21 protein-coding genes and 1 riboswitch are annotated in these 18841 nt (G+C 64.3%); of the genes, 5 read left to right on the top strand and 16 right to left on the bottom strand.

Annotated features, from left to right (window positions below; all coding sequences use genetic code 11):
• Positions 1 to 52 precede the first annotated feature (52 nt).
• The 6 genes from G7076_RS07095 to G7076_RS07070 all read right to left on the bottom strand — a co-directional run bounded on the left by G7076_RS07095 (position 53) and on the right by G7076_RS07070 (position 3521).
• A complete protein-coding gene (locus G7076_RS07095) occupies positions 53 to 739 on the bottom strand; it encodes a 50S ribosomal protein L25/general stress protein Ctc (protein ID WP_166201590.1) in 687 nt (228 codons plus the stop codon).
• Positions 740 to 857: 118 nt separating this feature from the next.
• A complete protein-coding gene (locus tag G7076_RS07090; protein ID WP_166201588.1) occupies positions 858 to 1583 on the bottom strand; it encodes a TraB/GumN family protein in 726 nt (241 codons plus the stop codon).
• Between the two features lie 358 nt (positions 1584 to 1941).
• Positions 1942 to 2838: a TraB/GumN family protein gene (locus tag G7076_RS07085; RefSeq protein WP_166201586.1), complete on the bottom strand. Its 897-nt coding sequence runs from the start codon at positions 2836 to 2838 to the stop codon at positions 1942 to 1944.
• 56 nt (positions 2839 to 2894) lie between these two features.
• The gene (locus tag G7076_RS07080) at positions 2895 to 3098 is read right to left on the bottom strand and encodes a hypothetical protein (RefSeq protein WP_166201584.1); all 204 of its coding nucleotides are present in this window, start codon (positions 3096 to 3098) and stop codon (positions 2895 to 2897) included.
• Positions 3095 to 3340 carry a hypothetical protein gene (locus tag G7076_RS07075; protein WP_166201582.1) on the bottom strand — a complete coding sequence of 82 codons (246 nt, stop codon included), beginning with the start codon at positions 3338 to 3340 and terminating at the stop codon, positions 3095 to 3097. The genes G7076_RS07080 and G7076_RS07075 overlap by 4 nt, the downstream gene beginning before the upstream one ends.
• On the bottom strand, positions 3312 to 3521 hold the full coding sequence (locus G7076_RS07070) for a helix-turn-helix transcriptional regulator (protein WP_166201580.1): 210 nt from the start codon (positions 3519 to 3521) through the stop codon (positions 3312 to 3314). Before G7076_RS07070 ends, G7076_RS07075 begins: the two co-directional genes overlap by 29 nt.
• 152 nt (positions 3522 to 3673) lie before the next feature.
• Between G7076_RS07070 and G7076_RS07065 the strand changes: the two genes are divergently transcribed.
• On the top strand, positions 3674 to 4531 hold the full coding sequence (locus G7076_RS07065) for a glycine--tRNA ligase subunit alpha (protein ID WP_166201578.1): 858 nt from the start codon (positions 3674 to 3676) through the stop codon (positions 4529 to 4531).
• Positions 4528 to 6561 (top strand): glycine--tRNA ligase subunit beta, encoded by a 2034-nt coding sequence (gene glyS, locus G7076_RS07060; RefSeq protein ID WP_277343916.1) that lies wholly within the window; start codon positions 4528 to 4530, stop codon positions 6559 to 6561. The genes G7076_RS07065 and glyS overlap by 4 nt, the downstream gene beginning before the upstream one ends.
• A 36-nt stretch (positions 6562 to 6597) precedes the next feature.
• On the opposite strand, the gene G7076_RS07055 is transcribed toward glyS, so the two are convergent.
• The 8 genes from G7076_RS07055 to G7076_RS07020 form a co-directional block, all read right to left on the bottom strand.
• A complete protein-coding gene (locus tag G7076_RS07055) occupies positions 6598 to 6918 on the bottom strand; it encodes a hypothetical protein (protein ID WP_166201576.1) in 321 nt (106 codons plus the stop codon).
• Between the two features lie 127 nt (positions 6919 to 7045).
• Complete coding sequence (locus G7076_RS07050; protein WP_166201574.1) at positions 7046 to 8032, bottom strand: type II secretion system F family protein; 987 nt, start codon at positions 8030 to 8032, stop codon at positions 7046 to 7048.
• Between the two features lie 14 nt (positions 8033 to 8046).
• Positions 8047 to 9009, bottom strand: a complete 963-nt coding sequence (locus G7076_RS07045; protein WP_240913911.1) for a type II secretion system F family protein — start codon at positions 9007 to 9009, stop codon at positions 8047 to 8049.
• A gap of 67 nt (positions 9010 to 9076) precedes the next feature.
• A complete protein-coding gene (locus G7076_RS07040; RefSeq protein ID WP_166201570.1) occupies positions 9077 to 10336 on the bottom strand; it encodes a pilus assembly protein CpaE in 1260 nt (419 codons plus the stop codon).
• Positions 10336 to 10962 (bottom strand): CpaD family pilus assembly lipoprotein, encoded by a 627-nt coding sequence (locus G7076_RS07035; protein WP_166201568.1) that lies wholly within the window; start codon positions 10960 to 10962, stop codon positions 10336 to 10338. Before G7076_RS07035 ends, G7076_RS07040 begins: the two co-directional genes overlap by 1 nt.
• A 23-nt stretch (positions 10963 to 10985) precedes the next feature.
• Positions 10986 to 12425, bottom strand: coding sequence for a type II and III secretion system protein family protein (locus tag G7076_RS07030; protein WP_166201566.1), 1440 nt, complete (start codon positions 12423 to 12425; stop codon positions 10986 to 10988).
• A gap of 1 nt (position 12426) precedes the next feature.
• A complete protein-coding gene (gene cpaB / locus G7076_RS07025; protein WP_166201564.1) occupies positions 12427 to 13449 on the bottom strand; it encodes a Flp pilus assembly protein CpaB in 1023 nt (340 codons plus the stop codon).
• 46 nt (positions 13450 to 13495) lie between these two features.
• The gene (locus G7076_RS07020) at positions 13496 to 13996 is read right to left on the bottom strand and encodes a prepilin peptidase (RefSeq protein ID WP_166201562.1); all 501 of its coding nucleotides are present in this window, start codon (positions 13994 to 13996) and stop codon (positions 13496 to 13498) included.
• A gap of 48 nt (positions 13997 to 14044) precedes the next feature.
• On the opposite strand from G7076_RS07020, the gene G7076_RS07015 reads away from it, so the two are divergent.
• Positions 14045 to 15154 carry an FAD-binding oxidoreductase gene (locus G7076_RS07015; protein ID WP_166201560.1) on the top strand — a complete coding sequence of 370 codons (1110 nt, stop codon included), beginning with the start codon at positions 14045 to 14047 and terminating at the stop codon, positions 15152 to 15154.
• Here the strand turns inward: G7076_RS07015 and rnhA are convergent.
• Both rnhA and ispH read right to left on the bottom strand, forming a co-directional pair.
• Positions 15151 to 15597, bottom strand: coding sequence for a ribonuclease HI (gene rnhA, locus G7076_RS07010; RefSeq protein ID WP_166201558.1), 447 nt, complete (start codon positions 15595 to 15597; stop codon positions 15151 to 15153). The genes G7076_RS07015 and rnhA overlap by 4 nt on opposite strands.
• Positions 15598 to 15612: 15 nt before the next feature.
• Positions 15613 to 16560 (bottom strand): 4-hydroxy-3-methylbut-2-enyl diphosphate reductase, encoded by a 948-nt coding sequence (gene ispH, locus G7076_RS07005; protein ID WP_166201556.1) that lies wholly within the window; start codon positions 16558 to 16560, stop codon positions 15613 to 15615.
• A 101-nt stretch (positions 16561 to 16661) separates the two neighbouring features.
• Here ispH and G7076_RS07000 point away from each other — a divergent pair, with 101 nt between their 5' ends.
• Together G7076_RS07000 and gcvT are read left to right on the top strand one after the other, a co-directional pair.
• Positions 16662 to 17297 carry a hypothetical protein gene (locus G7076_RS07000; protein WP_240913737.1) on the top strand — a complete coding sequence of 212 codons (636 nt, stop codon included), beginning with the start codon at positions 16662 to 16664 and terminating at the stop codon, positions 17295 to 17297.
• A gap of 94 nt (positions 17298 to 17391) precedes the next feature.
• Positions 17392 to 17490: riboswitch (glycine riboswitch) on the top strand.
• 147 nt (positions 17491 to 17637) lie between these two features.
• Positions 17638 to 18840, top strand: a complete 1203-nt coding sequence (gene gcvT, locus G7076_RS06995; protein ID WP_166201554.1) for a glycine cleavage system aminomethyltransferase GcvT — start codon at positions 17638 to 17640, stop codon at positions 18838 to 18840.
• Position 18841: the final 1 nt, after the last annotated feature.

Genomic DNA, 18841 nt, shown 5'->3' with positions numbered 1-18841 from the left:
CCGCCCCGCAATCGGGACGGGCGCTCTTGCCCTCGAAGGTGCGGGAGTGCGCTTAGGCCTCCTCGCCGCCTTCGCTCTCGCTGCTGGCTTCGCCTTCGCCAGCGTCGGTGTCTTCTTCGCCAACGGTCGGGACTTCGCCGGCTTCCGCCGCTTCGGTTTCTTCCGACTTCATCGCCGACGGGGCGACGAGGGTGGCGACGGTGAAGTCGCGGTCGTCGATCGCCGGCTTGGCGCCCTTGGGCAGGGTCACCTGGCTGATGTGGATCGAGTCCCCGATATCGAGACCGGTGAGATCGACGTGGATCTCATCCGGGATGTGAGAGGCGTCGCACACCAGCTCGATGTCGTGCTGGACGACGTTGAGCACGCCGCCGCGCTTCAGGCCCGGCGATGCTTCTTCGTTGTCGAAGCGCACCGGGATCGCGACGGTGACAGTGCTGTGCTCGCCGATTCGCAGGAAGTCGACATGGATCGGGCGGCTGGTGACCGGGTGAAACTGTACGTCCTTCGGCAGCGTCCGGTGGGTTTTTCCGCCGGCGTCGATCATGACGACGGTGTTCATGAAGTGCCCCGTCTGCAGCATCTTGTTCAGCAGCTTCTCCTCCACATGGACGGAGAGGGCCTGCTTCTTGTCGCCGTAGATCACGGCGGGGACCCGGCCTTCGCGGCGCAGTGCACGGGAGGCTCCCTTGCCAGCCCGGTCGCGCGCTTCGGCGGGCAGCGTCAGCTGTTCGCTCATTTCACGTTTCCTTTATCGGTTACGCCCGCCACGCCTCCAGGGATGATCACGGCCGGGCTGCGCGCGCCTATAGGGAAAGCGTGCCGTGGAAGCAAGTTGGCAGTGGGGGTTCGTCCTTCTAGCTGACGCGGACCGGCTGGTACCCGCGTTCGGTCAGGCGCTGCTGCACACTGTCGCGGCCTATGAGGTGACCCGATCCGACGGCGACGAACACCACGCCCGGGCGCTCCATGCGCCGCGCGACCCATTCCGCCCAGCGCGTGTTGCGCTCGGCGAAAAGGCGGCGATAAGTTTCCGGCGACTGCTGCTCCATCGTTCCCAGTACGGCAGCGATCTGGGAGGAATCCCCGCGTTTCCAGGCCATTTTCATGGTCTGCATCGCGGCGGCCATATCGCTCCCGTTGCCTCCCGCGTCAGCGGTTTGGGGCGGCGAGGGCAGGGACGAGAACATCGCCAACTGGAAGTCGAAACTCTCCAGGCCGCCGATTCGCTTTCCCTCCGACTCGGCTTCGCGGCGAAGAACGGAGTCGGCGCCATGATCGACGCTCATGCCCACCGACCTTCCGGCGGACATGGCCTGGGTCGAGGTCTCGACGAAGCCGGAGTTCGGCCGGCTCGTCGCGATGACCGGCTGGCCGGCTTTCGCTTCACCCGTCAGCGACTGTCGGCTCAGGGAGGCGAACAGTTCGGCCGGGTCGCTCGGCACGATTGTTTCCAGCACCAGCTCCTCGGAGTGATCGAAGGCAGCGCGGACGATGTTGCTGAACCAGCCTGTGTCGCGATCGAGCGCGTGAAAGGTTCCGAATAGGAAGATGGTCGTGTCCTCATCACTGATCGCCCACATCGCCGGGCCTGCTGCTGGCCGCGACGCTGCGGGATCGGGCAAGGCGGGCCGCGCCAGGAGGGGCGCCGCGCTAGCAAGTAGCCCGCGAAGGCGAGGCCGCCGATCTGTCGACGGGCCCTTGGGCCCTTGAGGAAACTCAGCCTTTGAAGCATCTCATCCCCCCGGGTTGATGCCTTGCCGAAACTGACAGACCTTATGCTCCAGTCAAGGTAATCAACGGGTTAAACATGTGATGAATGCGATGAGCCGAGGCGGCTATCGGCATTTGTTGGTAGGGCGTGGCCATTGCGCCACTCAGATGGACAAACGGCGCGCCCCTTTAGGACGCGCCGCTCGCTTTTGACCGTAGACAATTCGATCAATTGGCTGGTGCGGAAATCCGGCTGCTGGCGATCCCGCGATCCTTAAGGAAGCGCTGAACGCTGTCCGGTCCGGCGAGGTGGCCGGCGCCCACCGCCATGAATACCGTTCCCGGCTTGTCGAGGCGGTTGTCGACCCACTCGGCCCAGGCCTTGTTTCGGTCCGTCAGCAGCAACTTGTAGAGCGCCGGACTCTCCTTGCTGGTTTCGTTGAGGACCGACGCCACGCCCTCGGCGTCGCCCTTGCCCCAGGCTGCGATCATCTTGCCCAGCGTTTCCTTGGCCTCGGTCGATTCCTCCAGCGTCTTTTCGAGCAGGCGGACCTGCTCCTTTTCGTCGAGTGCGTTCAGCATCATCATCTGCTGCTCCATCGATTCGACCTCGCCGATGGTGATCTTGCGGTCCTTGGCCGCCTTGGTCAGCACCTTTTCAGCGCCGCTGTTCGGGTCAATGCCCATCGCCTGCATGTCGATCACGGTCAGGGTCATCGCCGCGAAGAAGGGGCGGAACATGTCGAGCGCATTGGCCGGCATTCCCAACGTCTTCAGGCGCTCGGCCATGATCGCCTGGTGCTTCGGCGAAAGCTTCGACGTCAGCGTTTTGCCGCTGGTGTCGATGCCGTGCTTCTTGACTAGCGGCGCGACCGCCGCCGGGTCTTCCGGGGTGATGATTTCCAGTACCAGTTCCTGCGAAGCGTCGAACGACGCCTTCACTTCGTCGTTGAACCAGTCGCCCTTGCCGTCGAGGGCGTGAACGGTGCCGAACAGGTAAATGGTCGTGTCCGCGTCCTTGACCAGCCAGACGGCCGGGTCGAGGTCAGGCTTGGCCTGGGCCAAAGCTGGCTGGGCGATCAGCAGCGCGGCTGCGGATGCGGTAAGCGAACGAAGAAAACGCATGGTCATGACTCCCCTAGAAAGCGCTCGTTGTTGTGAATGATGGCTGACTTCCAAGCTCATCGCGCTCGCCACTTGCGATAGCCGTAGACCGCCATTCCAGCGGCCAGTGAGACAAAGAAAATGATCCAGTGGTTGGGTTCAGGCGTAATGTCCGCCCGGCCGAGCACCCACCAGGACGGAAACAGTACCGCGTAGGCGTAATAGCTCACGGTCGAACCCCACAGATTATCTGCTAGTTCGACCTCGTCGATCGTCTTCATAAATGCCCAGCAGCCCAGGTGAAAGTCATCAGGGCGAAGGCGAGCAGGGCAATCACGCCCCAATCGGGAATTGTTGTGAACACCTCCTCGATCGGGACGTCGTTAATTCCGCCGAAGAAACCGGTCACCGCGCCGACGATCATCCCGGCGACGGTAATGAAGCCGACGACACGCCAGAACTTGCGGCGGCTGCGGTTTTCCAAAAGTTCGCCTTCACCCTTGGTCATTGTCACCCCCGTCATCGAAGATCTCCTCGATTTTCAGCTCGAACAGCCGGGCCAGTCGGAAGGCGAGGGGAAGCGACGGATCGTGCTTGCCAGTCTCGATCGCGTTGACCGCCTGGCGGGACACGCCAATCCGGCCGCCAAGCTCCGCCTGGCTCCATCCGCGTTCGGCGCGAAGCACGCGCAGTCGATTTTCCAAACCTCATCTCCGACCGATTTCGTGTCAGGTTAACATGACATAACGTAATGATATGCTGACTGTCAATACTACCTGACAAATTGTCGCCATATCCTGACATTGGTGCCCGTGGCTTGCCCAACGCCTGTCCATCGGCCAAAGCCCGCGGCACGATGCTGAGCTTCCAGGACCTGATACTCACCTTGCACCGATATTGGGGCGACCGGGGTTGCGTGATTCTCCAGCCCTACGACCTCGAAATGGGGGCAGGGACGTTCCATCCGGCGACGGTTCTCCGCGCGCTTGGCCCGGATCCCTGGAAGGCGGCCTACGTCCAGCCCTGCCGGCGCCCGACCGACGGGCGCTATGGCGAGAACCCGAACCGGCTCGGCCATTACTACCAGTATCAGGTGATGCTGAAGCCGAGCCCGGCCGACCTTCAGGCGCTCTATCTCGGCAGCCTCGACGCCATTGGGATCGATCCGCTGAAGCACGACATTCGATTCGTCGAGGACGATTGGGAAAGCCCGACTCTGGGCGCCTGGGGCCTCGGGTGGGAAGTGTGGTGCGACGGGATGGAAGTCACGCAGTTCACCTATTTCCAGCAGGTCGGCGGGTTCGACTGCAAGCCGGTCTCCGGCGAGCTGACTTACGGGCTCGAACGCCTCGCAATGTACATTCAGGGCAAGGACAATGTCTTCGATCTCGCTTTCAACAACGAAGGCGTGACCTACGGGGACGTCTTCCTCGAAAACGAAAAGCAGATGTCGAAATGGCATTTCGAGGTCGCCGATACCGACGCGCTGTTCGACCTTTTCAGGAAAGCCGCTGCGGAGTGCGAGAATAGCCTGAAGGCGGGCGTTCCGATCGCCGCCTACGAGCAGGCGATCAAGGCTAGCCACGTGTTCAACACACTTCAGGCGCGCGGGGTCATCTCCGTGGCCGAACGTCAGGCCTATATCGGCCGGGTCCGCGATCTCGCGAAGGGCGCTTGCGCCGCTTGGATGGCACACAAGGGGTATGAAGCGTGAGTGCCGATTTTCTGCTTGAGCTCCTCAGCGAGGAAATCCCGGCGCGGATGCAGGCCAAGGCCCGCAACGACCTTGCGCGCATGTTCGCGGAAGGGCTTCAGGCCGCCGGCCTCGCCCATGAAGGCATTGTTACATACTCGACGCCGCGTCGCCTCGCGCTGATCGCGCGCGGGCTGCCGCTCGCCACGGACGCAGTGAGCGAGGAACTGAAGGGACCGCGGACGTCGGCGCCGCCGCAGGCGCTCGAAGGGTTCCTGCGCAAGACGGGGCTTACCCAGGATCAGCTTCAGGACCGCGACGGCACCTGGTTCGCTGTCATCGAGCGGCCCGGCCGCGCGACGGCTGAGGTCCTGGCCGACCGCGTTGCACAGATCGTCCGCGATTTCCCCTGGCCGAAGTCGATGCGCTGGGGTGCGCCGTCCGCCTCAACAGCGTCGCTGCGCTGGGTTCGCCCGCTCCATTCGATCGTCGCACTGCTTGGCGAAGACATCGTGTTTGTCGAGATCGAGGGAGTGACATGCGGCGCCGCGACCGTCGGGCACCGCTTCCACCATCCCGGCCCGATCACCATCGGCGGCGCACACGACTATGTCGAAAAGCTGCGCGCCTGCCACGTCATCGTCGATCAGGAAGAGCGCGAGGCGATCGTCCGCAGCCGCGCCAACGAGCTTGCCGAAGATGCCGGCTATTATCTGGTGCAGGACGAGGGGCTGGTCATCGAGAACGCCGGGCTCACCGAATGGCCGGTGCCTCTGCTGGGCTCGTTCGATCCTAGCTTCCTCGACGTTCCCGAGGAGGTGATCCAGCTCACCGCCCGCCTCAACCAGAAGTATTTCGTCATGCGCGGCGGCGACGAGAAGCTTGCGCCGAATTTCGTCTGCGTCGCCAACATCGACGCCAATGACGGCGGCGAGGCGATTTGCGTCGGCAACGCCCGCGTGCTCGCCGCGCGGCTCTCGGACGCTCGCTTTTTCTGGGAGCAGGATCTCAAGGTCCCGCTGGAAGATCATCTGCCGAAGCTTGAGGGTATGCTGTTTTACGAGGGCATGGGCTCGCTCCGTGCCAAGGCAGATCGCGTTGCGACACTCGCCGCTGGATTGACCGAGCGCTATTTTCCGGAGCGCGACCCTGAGACGGCGCGGCGTGCCGGATTTCTGGCAAAGGCCGACCTTGCGACGGGGATGGTTGGCGAATTCCCTGAGCTGCAGGGCGTCATGGGCGGCTATTACGCTGAGCGCGGCGGCGAAAAGCCAGGGGTGGTTTCGGCGCTCAAGCAGCAATATGCGGCCACGGTCGAAGGCTGCATCCCGGCTGCGGTTGCGCTGGCCGATCGGCTCGACACCCTCTGCGCATTCTTTGCACGCGGCATTCGCCCCACCGGGTCGAAGGATCCGTTTGCGCTGCGTCGCGCCGCGCTCCAGTCAATCCTGACCATCCTCGAAAACGGCACTCGGATCCGCCTGGGCAATGCGCTTGAGCTTGCGAAGGCAGGTCTTGGTGACGAAGGCGCTGACCTGAATTCGCGCGACTTGCTGGAATTCTTCGCCGACCGCTTGAAGGTTCAGCAGCGCGAGGCGGGTGTCCGTCACGACCTCATCGACGCTGTGTTCGCTCTGGGCGGCGAGGACGATTTCGTCCGCCTGCTTGCGCGGGTGACGGCGCTGCAGGCATTCGTGGAGACGAGCGAGGGGACCAACCTGCTGTCCGGTTACAAGCGCGCCGCGAATATCCTCAAGAAGGAAAAGTGGGACCCATCCGCTGCCTCGGCGTCTGGCGTGGAAGCGGAAGAGCAGGCGCTAACCGACGCGCTGGATGCCGCCGCGCCGAAGGCCCGCGCCGCGATCGAAGTCGAGGATTTCACCTCGGCAATGACCGCACTCGCGTCGCTGCGCGCGCCGATCGACGCCTTTTTCGATAAGGTGACGGTCAATGCCGAAGACGCGGGCGTTCGCGCCCGTCGACTCAATCTGCTCGCCCGCTTCCGCGACGCCGTTCACGCCGTCGCGGATTTCAGCAAGATCGAAGGCTGAGTTGCTCGCACCCTCCCCCGGACGCTGCTGCGCTACTCAGATTTCGCGACGGTCGTCGATCCCGTCGCGGTCGCGGTCGATTACCGGATCACCGTTGTCGCGAACGCCGTCGCCTTCGCGATCCTTCAGGGCAGCCCCGCGAAGAGAATCCCGCTCGCGCCATTCCTTCTCCTGGTCCGTCCAATGCGCCTCGCGTTCGCTGTGCACGCGTTCCAAATCCTCGCGGCGGGCGACTTCCGCCTTGTAGCGATGTTTCCATTTGCGGCCCCCGCCGGAGAACAGGAAGCCGCCGATCAGCAGACCGAGAACGAATACCAGCGTGACGATAACCCACTGGTCGGAAGTGAAACCCATCATGGCTTTGAATCCCTTGTTGATCGGGATTTAAGCGCGGGAAGTCGCCGTTCGTTCCGTAACCGCAACGCGAAACGCCGCCGCCAGGTTGTCCCCGGCGACGGCGCCTGCGTCCCCCAGTATGTTTCGGTCAGCCGTTGATGAAGCTGTCGTTGATCGAACAGGCCGCCGGACCAAGAATGACGATGAACAGGGTCGGCAGGATGAACAGGATCAGAGGAACGGTCATGATCGCCGGCAGTCGCGCGGCCTTTTCCTCGGCCCGCATCATCCGCTCGTTGCGGAACTCTGCGGACAGGACGCGCAGCGCCGACGCCAGCGGAGTGCCGTATTTTTCGGTCTGGATCATGGTTGTGACGACGCCGCGAACGGCATCCAAGTCGACTCGCGTGGCGAGGTTTTCGAACGCCTGGCGCCGCTCGTTGAGGAACCCCAGTTCAATCGCTGTGAGGCCGAATTCGTCGCCCAGCTCCGGATAGGCCTTGCCCAATTCCTTGGCGACGCGGTTGAAGGCGGCGTCGACAGTGAGGCCGGCCTCGGCGCAGATGACCAGCAGGTCCAGCGCGTCGGGAAGGCCCTTGCGGACGGCGTGGCTGCGCTTCTGGACCTTGTTCTTCAGCCATACGTCCGGCGCCTTGTAGCTGCCGATGAAGGCGACTGCGGTGGCGATATAGCGCTTCATTGCGCCCCATTCGGGGAACATGTCGGTGAAGTAGATGCAGACGACAGCGGTCGTTCCGATCACGACCGGCAGCACGAAGCGCGCGGCGATGATGAAATAGGCAAGGTCTTTCGCGCGGATGCCGGCCTGTAGAAGCTTGGTCTGCGTCTTCTTGATCTGGTCGTCCTGCAGCATCCGGAAGTTGCTGAGGATTCCGCGGACACGGTCGGCCGCCTGGTTCTTGTTGGTGAGCTTCTTGCGCTTGTTGGTCGACGCGACGATGCCGGCCTTCAGCTGTTCGCGGCGCTCGTTGAGCGCTTTCACGCGCCGCGCCATCGGGTCGCGAACGGTCGTCGCGGCGTAGATGGCAAGCAGCACGGCGAAGGTGGCCACCGCGCTGAGCATGGTGGCGACCCAGATGACGTCGACGCCGAGGATGGTGGGGCCCGAAGACATGACGAACTATCCCCCTAGATCTCGAAGCTGACCATTTTGGCCATGATACCGACGCCGATACCCATCCACACCAGGCCCCCAAGCCCGGCGACCATCAGTCGCTCGTCGGTGAAGAAACCCATCATGTATTCCGGGTTGATCATCCAGACCATCGTGAACACCACGAAGGGCAGGGAGCCGACGATCATCGCCGAAGCTTTCGATTCCGAGCTCATCGCCCGGATTTTGAGCTTCATCTGGCTGCGCTTGCGGAGCACGTCGGACAGGTTCGACAAGGTCTCGGCAAGGTTGCCGCCGGTCTCGCGCTGGATCGCCAGCGTGATGACGAAGAACTGGAATTCCGCAGTGCCGAGGCGGTCGGCCGTTTCCTGAAGCGCGGCTTCCATCGTCCGGCCGATCTTCATCTTGTCGGCGACGGCGCGGAATTCGATTCCGACGGGTCCCGGGATTTCGCTCGAGACGATGCCCAGGGTCTCGGTGATCGGAAGACCGGAGCGAAGTCCGCGAACCATCAGGTCGATAGCATCGGGGAAGTTGGAAGTGAATTGCTTGATCCGCTTGCCGATCAGGAAGCCGATGACCAGGTGCGGCACGCCAATACCGATGAACAGGCCGAACATCAGCGCCAGCATGAAGGGCGCGCCCTGCATCTTGAGCGCAAGGAAGATCACCGCCGTCAGGCCGAGCGTCGCGAGGGCGTATTTCTGAAGCGTAATGTTCTTGCCGGTCTGCTCCAGCCGCCGGCGGAGCAGTGCCGGTTTCGGGATGAAGGAAGACAGAGCATCGTCGATCTTGGTCTGGCGCGATGCGAGGAGCTTGCGGATCTGCGCCTGGGCGTTGGCCGTGACGACGTCGCCGTGCCGCTCGCGGAGCAGCTCCAGGCGGCGCTTGTAGGCCTTCCCGGCATTCGGGCCGCTAAGCGCCGTATAGCCGAGCGCCAGCACCACCAGGATCCCCGCAGCGATAACGATCGTCATGACCATGTTACGTCCAATCACCTTGCGCCTTGCCGGCGCGACAAGCGCCGGGCAGGGCCGTCAAAATTCAGGCGGCTTTCTTCTGCTTGGAAAGCATCGACTTGAGATTGCTGACCAGGCTCTTCGCCCCGCCGTCGACGCCTTCGCCCGCACCTTCCTCACTGGCATGGCTGAGCACCATGTTCGCCAGTGTGGTGAACGGTGCGGCCATCTTGCCGGTGGCGATTTCGGCCATCGGCTTGCCCAGCTTGGCGGCCTGGGCGGCTAGCTTGCCGTCCTCGTGGAATACGATGTCCACCTGGCGCTCGATCGACTGCTCGAAATCCTTCTTGCTAATCTCCAGCCCGCCGCCGGAAGGCGTGCGGTTGGTCGCGACGATGACTTTCGTCTGCGGCGCGTTGGACTTCAGCCAGGCGAGAATGCGGATCGTGTCGCGAGTCGCGGCGAGGGTGAGCTCGCTGACGACCACGGCGACGTGCGCGTCATGCACCATGTGCGGATATTGGATCAGCATGTGGCGCGGCAGGTCGAGAACGGTCGATTCGAACGCGTTGCGCATTTCTTCCTGAAGCTGGAAGAAGGCGCTTCCGTCGGTCAGCAGCGGCTGGTTGATCGGTGCTTCCGAAGACAGCACGCTCAGGCGTTCGTTGGCGCGGACCATCGCACGCTCGATGAACAGGCCGTCGATACGGCTCGGGTTCTCGATCGCGTCGGTAAGTCCGCGGCCCGGCTCCAGATCGAGCGCAAGCGCGCCCGTGCCGAAATGGACGTCGAGATCGAGCAGGGCCGTCGAGCGGTGGGCCCGGTCGCCGAGCAGCCACGCAAGGCTGGTTGCAATCGTCGAAGCACCGACTCCGCCGCGGACCCCGATGACCGCGGTCATAACATGCGGCTTGTCGACTTGCGCCTCGCCGCGCGGACCCGACAGGATCGACTGGGCGTGAGCGAAAGTGTCGCGGAGTTGGTCGACCGTGAACGGCTTCAGGAGATAGTCGTGGATGCCGCTTGCGACGAGGTCGCGATAGAGGCGGACATCGTTGACCTGGCCCGATGCGATGACGATCGTGCCCGGCTCGCAGACTTCCGCGAGCGCGTTGATGTCGTTCAGCGGGTCGGCCGATTCCGAGAGGTCGACGAACAGGATGTTCGGGCTCGCCGACACGGAAAGGGACTGGACGGCATTGCGCAGACCGCCCTTGTTGACCTTTTCTGGCGACCAGCCGTGCTCGACCGCGACCGGCCGAAGCATGTCGGCGGTGGCGTCGTCACACACGAAGGCCGTGAAGGGGTCGCGCATACCTGCGCGGGCCTGAAACGGAGCGTTCATTACTTGTCCCCCTTGGTATTCACGTCGATGAGACCCTTCTCACCGGTCGGAGCCGCCTTGCGGTAGGACTGGATGGCGCGCGTGGCCGTCATGGAGTCGACGACTCCACCGCTTTCGCGACCCCAAACCAGATCCTGCGGATCGGCGACCATCGCGGTCAGGTTTCCGTTCACTCCGCAGCCGAAGTTGGGCATCGAGCGATTGGCAAAATTGGGCTGCGAAGCCTGCTCCCAGTGCGGACAGCCGGGAACGCTCGCGGTGGTCCGCGTGACCGTCACGCGGACTGCGCCCGGGGCAACCTCGCCAGTGGTGACCGGCGAGCCGGGGCTGAGCAGAATTCCATATTGGCCGGCGACCTGTGCGACATCCATGCGAGCGGCGTCGGCATATGGACCGCTGACATAGACGCGGTCGCCATAGCCCAGGCCAAGACCGCTGAACCAGGCGCTGAGCCGGGCCCGCTCGGACGGCGAAAGTGTGCCATCCGGAGCGGCTGCGTCGAACGCATAGTCTGACCGGGTGATGACCGGCACATTGACCTCGCTGACCCCACGGGCAGGATCGGCGGCGATACCGGGCGTTGCGAGGGCCGAAGCCATCAGCGCGAAGATGATCGTGGTGCGCATTTTCTCTTCCTTCCTCTTCGCGGTTACATCTTGAAGCCGGGCGCCGGCGCGGCTCCGGCCGGGGCCGGTGCCGGGACAACCGCCGAAGCAGCGCCGCCGGAAACACCCTTGTAGCTTTGCCCGCCGATAATCCGCTGACCGTCGGTCGGAGCGCGATAGCCATCGGTCGGAAGCGCGAGCTGACCCGACACCGGCCGTACGAGGTACGGCGTGACGACGATCACCAGTTCCGTCTCTGCACGGCGATAGCGGGTCGAGCGGAACAGGGCGCCGAGTATCGGGATGTCGCCCAGGAACGGCGCCTTGTTGATGTCGTTGGTGCTCGAATTGCGAAGCAGACCGGCGATCATGAAGGACTGGCCTGAGCCGAGTTCCACCGTAGTCTCCGCACGACGCGTGGTCAGCGCCGGGATGGTGAACTCGCCAAGCTTGACGCTGCCTTCGTTCGAAAGCTCGCTGACCTCAGGGCGGACGCGCATCGAGATGCGGCCGTCAGCAAGGACGTACGGCGTGAAGGCCAGGCCGACACCATATTGCTTATACTCGACCGTCACCGCGCCGAGCGACTGGGAGATCGGCACGGGGAATTCGCCGCCGGCCAGGAAGCTGGCGGTTTCCCCGGAAAGCGCCGTCAGGGTCGGTTGGGCCAAGGTCGTGACCAGGCCGTCGACCTCGGCGAGATCGAGCGTTCCCAGGATGTCGAGACCGAACAGCTTGCCGCTGCCGCGAAGGGTCGTGCCGATCGCGCTGCGGATGACGTCGCCGGCACCGGTCGAAGGCGAGCCGGGGGCCGGCAGGAAGATGCCCTGGCCCTGCGCGATTCCGAACTGGAAGCCGCCCGTCGGGTCGTTGGTCAGCAGGTTGACGCCAAGCGACTTGGTCAGCGACCGGTTGACCTCGGCGATGCGGACTTTGAGCGCGACCTGAAGGGGCGTTGCCGAGCGGATCCGGCTGACGACCTGGGTTGTGCTTCCGACATATGCCTGAACCAGGCGCTGCGCCTCGGCGACGTCGTCGGGCGAGGCGACCGTTCCGGTCAAAAGCACTAGATTGTTCATCGGAGTCGCCTGAATGGCCGAGTCCGGCATGGCGAGCTGAAGCATTTCGCTCACCGAGCCCAAGTTGGAGCCGACGCGGACGGTAGCTGCGTAAACCACCTTGCCGTTGCCAGCGGTCGCATAGACCGTCGTTTCGCCCGCGCTCTTGCCGAAGACATAGAGCTGGCGGTTGGAACGGACCTGCACGTCCGCGATCGCTTCATTGGCGACGAATACGTCGCTCATCGGTGCCGACAGGCGAACCAACGTTCCCGTGCCCTGGCTCAGATTGAGCGTCTCGGATGGCTTCGCCGCGACTGGCTGCGCCATTGCGGGGGCAGGGTTGATGGTGGTGCCGAGGCTCAGGGCCACGGCGGCCATCGCAGTGCCCAGGCGGGCGCGATTACGTTTGTTGAGACTGGTCATTTTAGCGAGCTCCCACCGGAACGACGGTGACATTGTTGCCGCGGGAAATCCGAACGACCGGGCCCGCAGGCACGCTCGCAGCTCCACCGCCGGCACTGATTGCTGCGCCCGATGCCGATGCGGCAGCTGGAGCAGCGGTACGGCCCGGCACGCTGCGGCGCTGGAAGCGCGAGACATCGCCACCGGTCGTAAAGGTCGTCGAATTGTCGGCCGGGCGGTTGGCCACGGCCAGCAGCATGCGCCGCTCGTCGGCTGGGTTTGCGCCTTCCGGCATCTTCACTTCGCCGCTGGCGACAGCACGCTCGAGTTCGGCGGCATTGTCGGCGATCGAGCGAAGCGACAACGACAGCATCCCGATCGACTGCGCGACGGCAATCTTCTCGGCGATTCGCGGCGTCGATTCGAACGTCACGTTTGCATACGGCTTGGCTTCCTGCTTGCCTTCCTCGTTCAGCGAGGTGACGCGCTGGTCGACGGCAAGGACGCGCAGGTTGCGAACGATCGTCTCGGAAACCTTGAGGGGCGGGCCGTCGCCGCCGCCGGCGACTTCCTGGGTCAGCACCAGGTCGATGCGATCGCCCGGGAAGACGAAGCCGGCAACGCCGCTGGTCGCGGACACCGGAACCGTAACGGCGCGCATGCCCGGGCCAAGCGCCGCGGCGAGGAAGCCGCGATCGTTCGGTCCGACGAGTGCGCCGCGCGTGATCGGCTGGCCGGCGGTGATCGGATTGCGGACGACGGTGCCGAGAAGCTTCGACATGTCGGAGTCCGGGCCGCCCTCGGTGTAATAGGCTTCCTGCATCAGTTCGCTAGGCCAGGGCTGGAAGGTCAGGGCTTCCTGGTCGATGATCGTGCCAACCGGAAGCGCTTTGCGCGCCACCAGGACCTTCGGCCCGACCGGGACTGCAGGTGCGGCCGAAGCCTGGTCGGCTCCGCTTCCGGCGAACATGTTCTTGGCCATGACTGCGGTGACGACCGCGATGACCAGAGCTCCGACGAGCAGTGCGACTTTCTTCACGTCCATGGCGATTACGCCTCCCCTAGAGGGTCCCCTCAATGGTCCTCATCAATCAGGCAAAATGGTTAAGAAACCGTTGGGCGAGAATGACGAGCGCGCCGATGGCGATCGCAACCCCGTACGGCACCTCGGGCTTGGCCCGAGACTGGCCCTGTTCATCGACCTGCCAGCCCGGCCAGCGACGGTGTGCCCACATGACGATAATCGTCAGCAGACCGCCCGCGATCGACATGTAGACAATGAAACGCGCGGTCTCCCAAGGCTGGAACCACAAGGCCAGCGCCGCCGCCAGCTTGACGTCACCACCGCCCATCATGCCAATGAAAAAGGTTACTGCGAGAAGCGCGAAAACGAGGCACGCGACTCCTACGCGGATTGCTCCGTCCGGCCACAGCGGCAGCTGGATCGACCACCAATAGATCGGGGCCATCAGCGCGATTGCGGCATTCAGACGGTTCGAAATCGTGAATGTGCGCACGTCGATGAGCGCCGCGACGATCAGCAGGAGGGCCAGAACCGCCATCAGCGCCAGGGTGAATCCGTCATTCATCATGCGTCACCACTAGACGCCGGGCTTTTACAAACCGTAACCAGCGCAGAAATGGAGACTTACGACATCGTCATCGTCGGCGGCGGGATCGCCGGCGCAAGCCTCGCCGCCCGGTTAGCTGGCGCGCGGCGTGTCCTGCTGCTTGAGAGCGAGGACATCTGCGGACGCCATTCGACGGGGCGCTCGGTGGCCTTCTGGCAGGCGAGCCTAGGTGGAAGCAGTCCGGAGCGGCGGTTAAGCGTCCTGTCCAAGCCGATGTTCGATTCGAACTGGCCGGACTGCCCGACTCCGTTGCTTCGCACCCGCGGCGCAATTCACCTCACCCGGCAAAGCCACGAAGAGTTTGGCGACATTGAAGGGTTGGAGTCCGCGAACCGTCCGCGGCGGATCGACCGATCCGAGCTCGATTCGTTGCTTCCCGGGCTTCGCGAGCAGTGGACTGGCGGCTGGCTTGAGCCGAGCTGCGCCGACATTGACGTCGCCGCCTTCCATGCTGCCTGCCTGGCTACCGCACGACGGGCCGGTGCAACCATTGCCATCGACCGTGCCATGAACTCCGCACATCGCGAGAACGGGCGCTGGCTCGTTGAGACAAACGCTGGGTCGGTTTTAACCGCAACGCTTGTCAACGCCGCTGGCGCCTGGGGCGACGATGTCGCCGGCCGCGCAGGCGTGGCGCCACTCGGCCTCGTTCCCAAGCGCCGGACGGTGGTCCAGCTCCGGGTCGGCCGCCACGGCCTTCGCGACGTGCCGTTTGTCACCGACCTTCACGAAAGCTTCTATTTCAAGGGCGAGGGCGACAACAGCGTCTGGGTTTGCCCGCTTGACGAAACTTCTGCCGACCCGTGCGACGCGGCGCCGGAAGAAATTGACGTCGCAATCGCCGTCGACCGGTTTGAGAAAGCCGTCGACTGGCCGGTCGAGGCGGTCGAGCGCAAATGGGCCGGACTTCGCACCTTCGCTCCCGACCGTGCGATGAAGTTCGGCTCCGACCCCCAAGCGCCCGGCTTCTTCTGGTGCGTGGGCCAGGGCGGAATGGGCATCCAGACCGCGCCCGCCGCATCCCTGCTTTGCGCCTGCCTGGTCCTCGGAGAGCCGCTCGGCGAGGAACTGGCCGGCCTCGACACGGCCGATTTCGCACCGCGCAGTCTTCGCTCCTAGCGGCGCTTCTCCGCTTCGGCGCACGCCAGCGCGTCGGCGCGTTCGTTTTCGATATGGCCGTTGTGCGCCTTCACCCAGTGCCAGGCGACATGATGCGGGCCGGAAGCATCGAGCAGCGCCTGCCATAGCTCGGCATTCTTCACCGGCTTCTTGCCGGCGGTCCGCCAGCCGTTCTTCCGCCAGCCGTGAATCCACTTGGTGATCCCGTCGCGCAGGTAGTTGCTGTCAGTATGAAGTTCGACCCGGCAGGGGCGCTTCAGAGCATTCAGCGCTTCAATGGCGGCAGTGAGTTCCATGCGGTTGTTGGTCGTCGGAGCCTCGCCGCCCGACAGTTCGCGCTCGCGGCCGTCGGCGGATCGCAGGATCGCGCCCCAGCCGCCCGGCCCGGGATTTCCCTTGCAGGCGCCATCGGTGAAGATTTCGACCAGCGGCAGGTCAGCCATGGTTTAGCGCCAACCTCAGTCGACTAGTTCGCGGGGCAGCTTGAAGACCATGTCTTCCTGCACGTCGGGGCCTTCGCGCTCACAGGTGTCGAAACGCTCCGCCAGCGCATCCAGCACCTCGCGCACCAGGGTCTCCGGGGCCGATGCGCCTGCCGTCACGCCAATGCTTCGCGGCTTGCCGAGCCACTCCCAATCAATGTCGCTGGCGCGTTCGATCAGCCGCGCGGAAACGTTCATACGCTCGGCGACCTCGGCCAGGCGAAGGCTGTTGCTGCTTGCCGGGGAACCAATGACGAGCATCCGCTCGCATTCCGACGCGATACCCTTGACCGCGGCCTGGCGATTGGATGTCGCGTAGCAAATGTCTTCGGCCTTGGGACCGCGGATCTCCGGGAATCGTGCCCGGAGAGCGGCGACGATTTCCGCCGTGTCGTCGACCGACAGGGTCGTTTGGGTCAAGAAGGCCAGTCGTTCGCGCCCCGCGGGATCGAATGCGGCGACGTCGTCAATCGTCTCTATCAGGCTGATACGGTCGGAATCGACCTGGCCCATTGTGCCGATGACCTCGGGATGGCCGGCATGCCCGATGAACAGGATGTGGCGATCATCCTCGATCATCCTCTGCGCCTGGCGATGAACCTTGCTGACGAGCGGGCAGGTGGCGTCGAGATAGTCAAGGCCGCGCGCCTGTGCTGCCCTCGGGACGACCTTCGGCACGCCATGAGCACTGAAGATGACCGGGCGGCCGTCAGGCACCTCGTCGAGTTCGTCGACGAACACCGCGCCAAGCCCCCGAAGGCGGTCAACGACGAAGCGGTTGTGGACGATCTCGTGCCGGACATAGACGGGCGGCCCGAAGCGCTCGATCGAAAGTTCGACGATGTTAATCGCTCGGTCGACGCCCGCGCAGAACCCGCGTGGGGCAGCAATAAGTACGTCGAGCTTGGGTCGTTCGGGAGACATGCCCGCGATGTAAGCGATTGCTTGCAGGGAGCCAAGGCGCTTCCTATGACGCTGGCACCCGGCGATACCCCAGGCGCCCTACGATAAGGATTGTAACGATCGTGAAGCTTCGTCTTTTGTCGATGACCGCTCTGGCCCTGCTGTCTGCCGCGTGCACGCGCGAAGGCCGCGTCGACGATGGCGGCATCTATGTCGTCCGCTCGACCTGCCCGCAGCCGGGCATCCCTGCCGGAACCGGGGATATCACCCTTTTCGATCCGCCCGGGAGTACCGCCGCAGCGGCGATCGATGTGGAAGCCGCGATCACCAATCTGCGCGTCACTTGCGACGAGAGCGGGGATTACATCGTTTCGACCGCCGGGTTTGACGTTGTCGCCACACGCCGTGACGCCGGTCCGGCCCGCCAGGTCGTGTTGCCCTTCTTCAACGTCGTCATGCGCGGCGGCACGTCCGTCGCGGCCAAGAAGGTCGGCGCTGTCGCGCTCGATTTCCCGGCCGGCGCCATCCGCGCCCAGACCAGTTCGCGAGTCGCGGTCCAGGTCCATCGCGGCGCGGCTTCGCTGCCCGCCGACATCAGGGCGGAGCTTACGCGCAAGCGCAAAGCCGGCGATCCCGATGCCGCCGTCGACCCGTTGTCGGATCCGCGCATCCGCGACGCCGTCGCCCAGGCGACGTTCGAGCATCTCGTCGGGTTCCAGCTCACCGACGACCAGCTTCGCTACAACGCGACCCGTTAGTCCGGCCGAGCCGCGCGCCCGTGCGCGCGCGAATCGTTTGACTTGGGGACGGGCCACGGCCAAGGCAGGCCTCGTCCCGGGCTCGCCAGTGCTCGAGGATCGCGCGGGAGAGACCCGTGGGCCGCAAGGCTCATGGGCGCCGAAGGAGCAACCGCCCCCGGAATCTCTCAGGCAAAAGGACCGCGCGGCCCTTTGGACAGTCTGGAAAGTGTCCCGGGCGACGAGCGCGGGGCCGCCGAAGGGGCAAAGCTCTCAGGCCGAAAGCGACAGACGGGGGTGGTGACAGCCGGACGCTTCAGGCGTTGGGTCGTCATCGCCCAGTGTCGCGAAGGAGCGCCCGATGAGCCGTATCGTCCACAATGGTCCCACCGACGACCATCAGGCGCGGGGAACGCCCTACAGCGGCGACCCGGACGGCGGCGAAGGCGTCGAACCTGAAGTCCTGAAGACCCTCGCGCTCGACTCATGGCACCGCGCCAAGGGCGCGCGAATGGTCCCGTTCGCGGGCTATGAAATGCCGGTTCAGTATGAGGGTGTCATGGCCGAGCATCAGTGGACCCGCACCCACGCTGGCTTGTTCGACGTCAGCCACATGGGCCAGCTTCTGTTCCTCGGCGAAGGCGTTGACCGCGCGCTCGAAACCCTGCTCCCGGGCACGCTCCAGGAACTGAAAGACGGCCGTCTTCGCTACTCGATGCTGCTTGACGAAAATGGCGGGATCATCGACGATCTCATGGCCACGCGGCGGGGCGATCATTTCTACGTCGTCGTCAATGGCGCCACCAAGCAGGGCGATATCGAAGAGTTTGAGAAGCGCCTGCCGCGCGGAATCATTCTCGATCACATGAAGGAACAGTCGCTGCTTGCGCTCCAGGGGCCGGAGGCTGCGGCGGTTCTCATAGCCCTTGCCCCCGGGGTCGGCGAACTGGCGTTCATGCAAGGCGCGATGTTCCAGCTAGCCGGTCATCCGGCCTGGATCAGCCGCTCTGGCTATACCGGAGAGGACGGGTTCGAAATTTCCGTCACGTCCAGCGTCGTTGCCGAAGTGGCCGATGCGCTCGTTGCTGATCAACGGGTGCGGCCAATAGGCCTAGGAGCGCGCGACTCGCTACGCCTCGAGGCCGGCCTGCCGCTCTACGGCCACGACCTCGACCGGGAAACGACACCGGTCATGGCCGACCTTCAGTTTGCGATCGGCAAGCGCCGCCGCGCCGAAGGCGGCTTTCCCGGCGCCGGCCGGATCGTTGGCGAGATCGACAACGGCCCGATATCGAAGCGCGTCGGCCTCAATATCGATGGCCGCCAGCCTGTCCGCGAGGGCGCGATGGTATTGGATCGGGAAGCGAATGAAGTCGGCAAGGTCACTAGCGGCACTTTCTCGCCAACCCTGCAGCGGCCGATCGCGATGGCCTACGTGCCGTTGGCGATGGCCCAGCCGGGCACGCAAATTAAACTGTCCCACCGCGGCAAGCTGTTCCAGGCCGAAGTCACGGCCATGCCGTTCGTTCCCCACCGCTACCACCGCAAGCCAGTAGGAGCCTGAG

The organism is Sphingomonas sp. HDW15A, from assembly GCF_011301715.1.
Taxonomy (GTDB): domain Bacteria; phylum Pseudomonadota; class Alphaproteobacteria; order Sphingomonadales; family Sphingomonadaceae; genus Sphingomicrobium.
The sequence above is the reverse complement of the archived record's forward strand: the minus strand, read 5'-3'. Positions and strand labels throughout refer to the sequence as shown.

Coding starts and splice junctions, on each gene's coding strand:
- G7076_RS07095 (WP_166201590.1), bottom strand. CDS start 739: ATGAGCGAACAGCTGACGCTGCCCGCCGAAGCGCGCGACCGGGCTGGC.
- G7076_RS07090 (WP_166201588.1), bottom strand. CDS start 1,583: ATGTGGGCGATCAGTGATGAGGACACGACCATCTTCCTATTCGGAACC.
- G7076_RS07085 (WP_166201586.1), bottom strand. CDS start 2,838: ATGCGTTTTCTTCGTTCGCTTACCGCATCCGCAGCCGCGCTGCTGATC.
- G7076_RS07080 (WP_166201584.1), bottom strand. CDS start 3,098: ATGAAGACGATCGACGAGGTCGAACTAGCAGATAATCTGTGGGGTTCG.
- G7076_RS07075 (WP_166201582.1), bottom strand. CDS start 3,340: ATGACGGGGGTGACAATGACCAAGGGTGAAGGCGAACTTTTGGAAAAC.
- G7076_RS07065 (WP_166201578.1), top strand. CDS start 3,674: ATGCTGAGCTTCCAGGACCTGATACTCACCTTGCACCGATATTGGGGC.
- G7076_RS07055 (WP_166201576.1), bottom strand. CDS start 6,918: ATGATGGGTTTCACTTCCGACCAGTGGGTTATCGTCACGCTGGTATTC.
- G7076_RS07050 (WP_166201574.1), bottom strand. CDS start 8,032: ATGTCTTCGGGCCCCACCATCCTCGGCGTCGACGTCATCTGGGTCGCC.
- G7076_RS07045 (WP_240913911.1), bottom strand. CDS start 9,009: ATGACGATCGTTATCGCTGCGGGGATCCTGGTGGTGCTGGCGCTCGGC.
- G7076_RS07040 (WP_166201570.1), bottom strand. CDS start 10,336: ATGAACGCTCCGTTTCAGGCCCGCGCAGGTATGCGCGACCCCTTCACG.
- G7076_RS07035 (WP_166201568.1), bottom strand. CDS start 10,962: ATGCGCACCACGATCATCTTCGCGCTGATGGCTTCGGCCCTCGCAACG.
- G7076_RS07030 (WP_166201566.1), bottom strand. CDS start 12,425: ATGACCAGTCTCAACAAACGTAATCGCGCCCGCCTGGGCACTGCGATG.
- cpaB (WP_166201564.1), bottom strand. CDS start 13,449: ATGGACGTGAAGAAAGTCGCACTGCTCGTCGGAGCTCTGGTCATCGCG.
- G7076_RS07020 (WP_166201562.1), bottom strand. CDS start 13,996: ATGATGAATGACGGATTCACCCTGGCGCTGATGGCGGTTCTGGCCCTC.
- G7076_RS07015 (WP_166201560.1), top strand. CDS start 14,045: ATGGAGACTTACGACATCGTCATCGTCGGCGGCGGGATCGCCGGCGCA.
- rnhA (WP_166201558.1), bottom strand. CDS start 15,597: ATGGCTGACCTGCCGCTGGTCGAAATCTTCACCGATGGCGCCTGCAAG.
- ispH (WP_166201556.1), bottom strand. CDS start 16,560: ATGTCTCCCGAACGACCCAAGCTCGACGTACTTATTGCTGCCCCACGC.
- gcvT (WP_166201554.1), top strand. CDS start 17,638: ATGAGCCGTATCGTCCACAATGGTCCCACCGACGACCATCAGGCGCGG.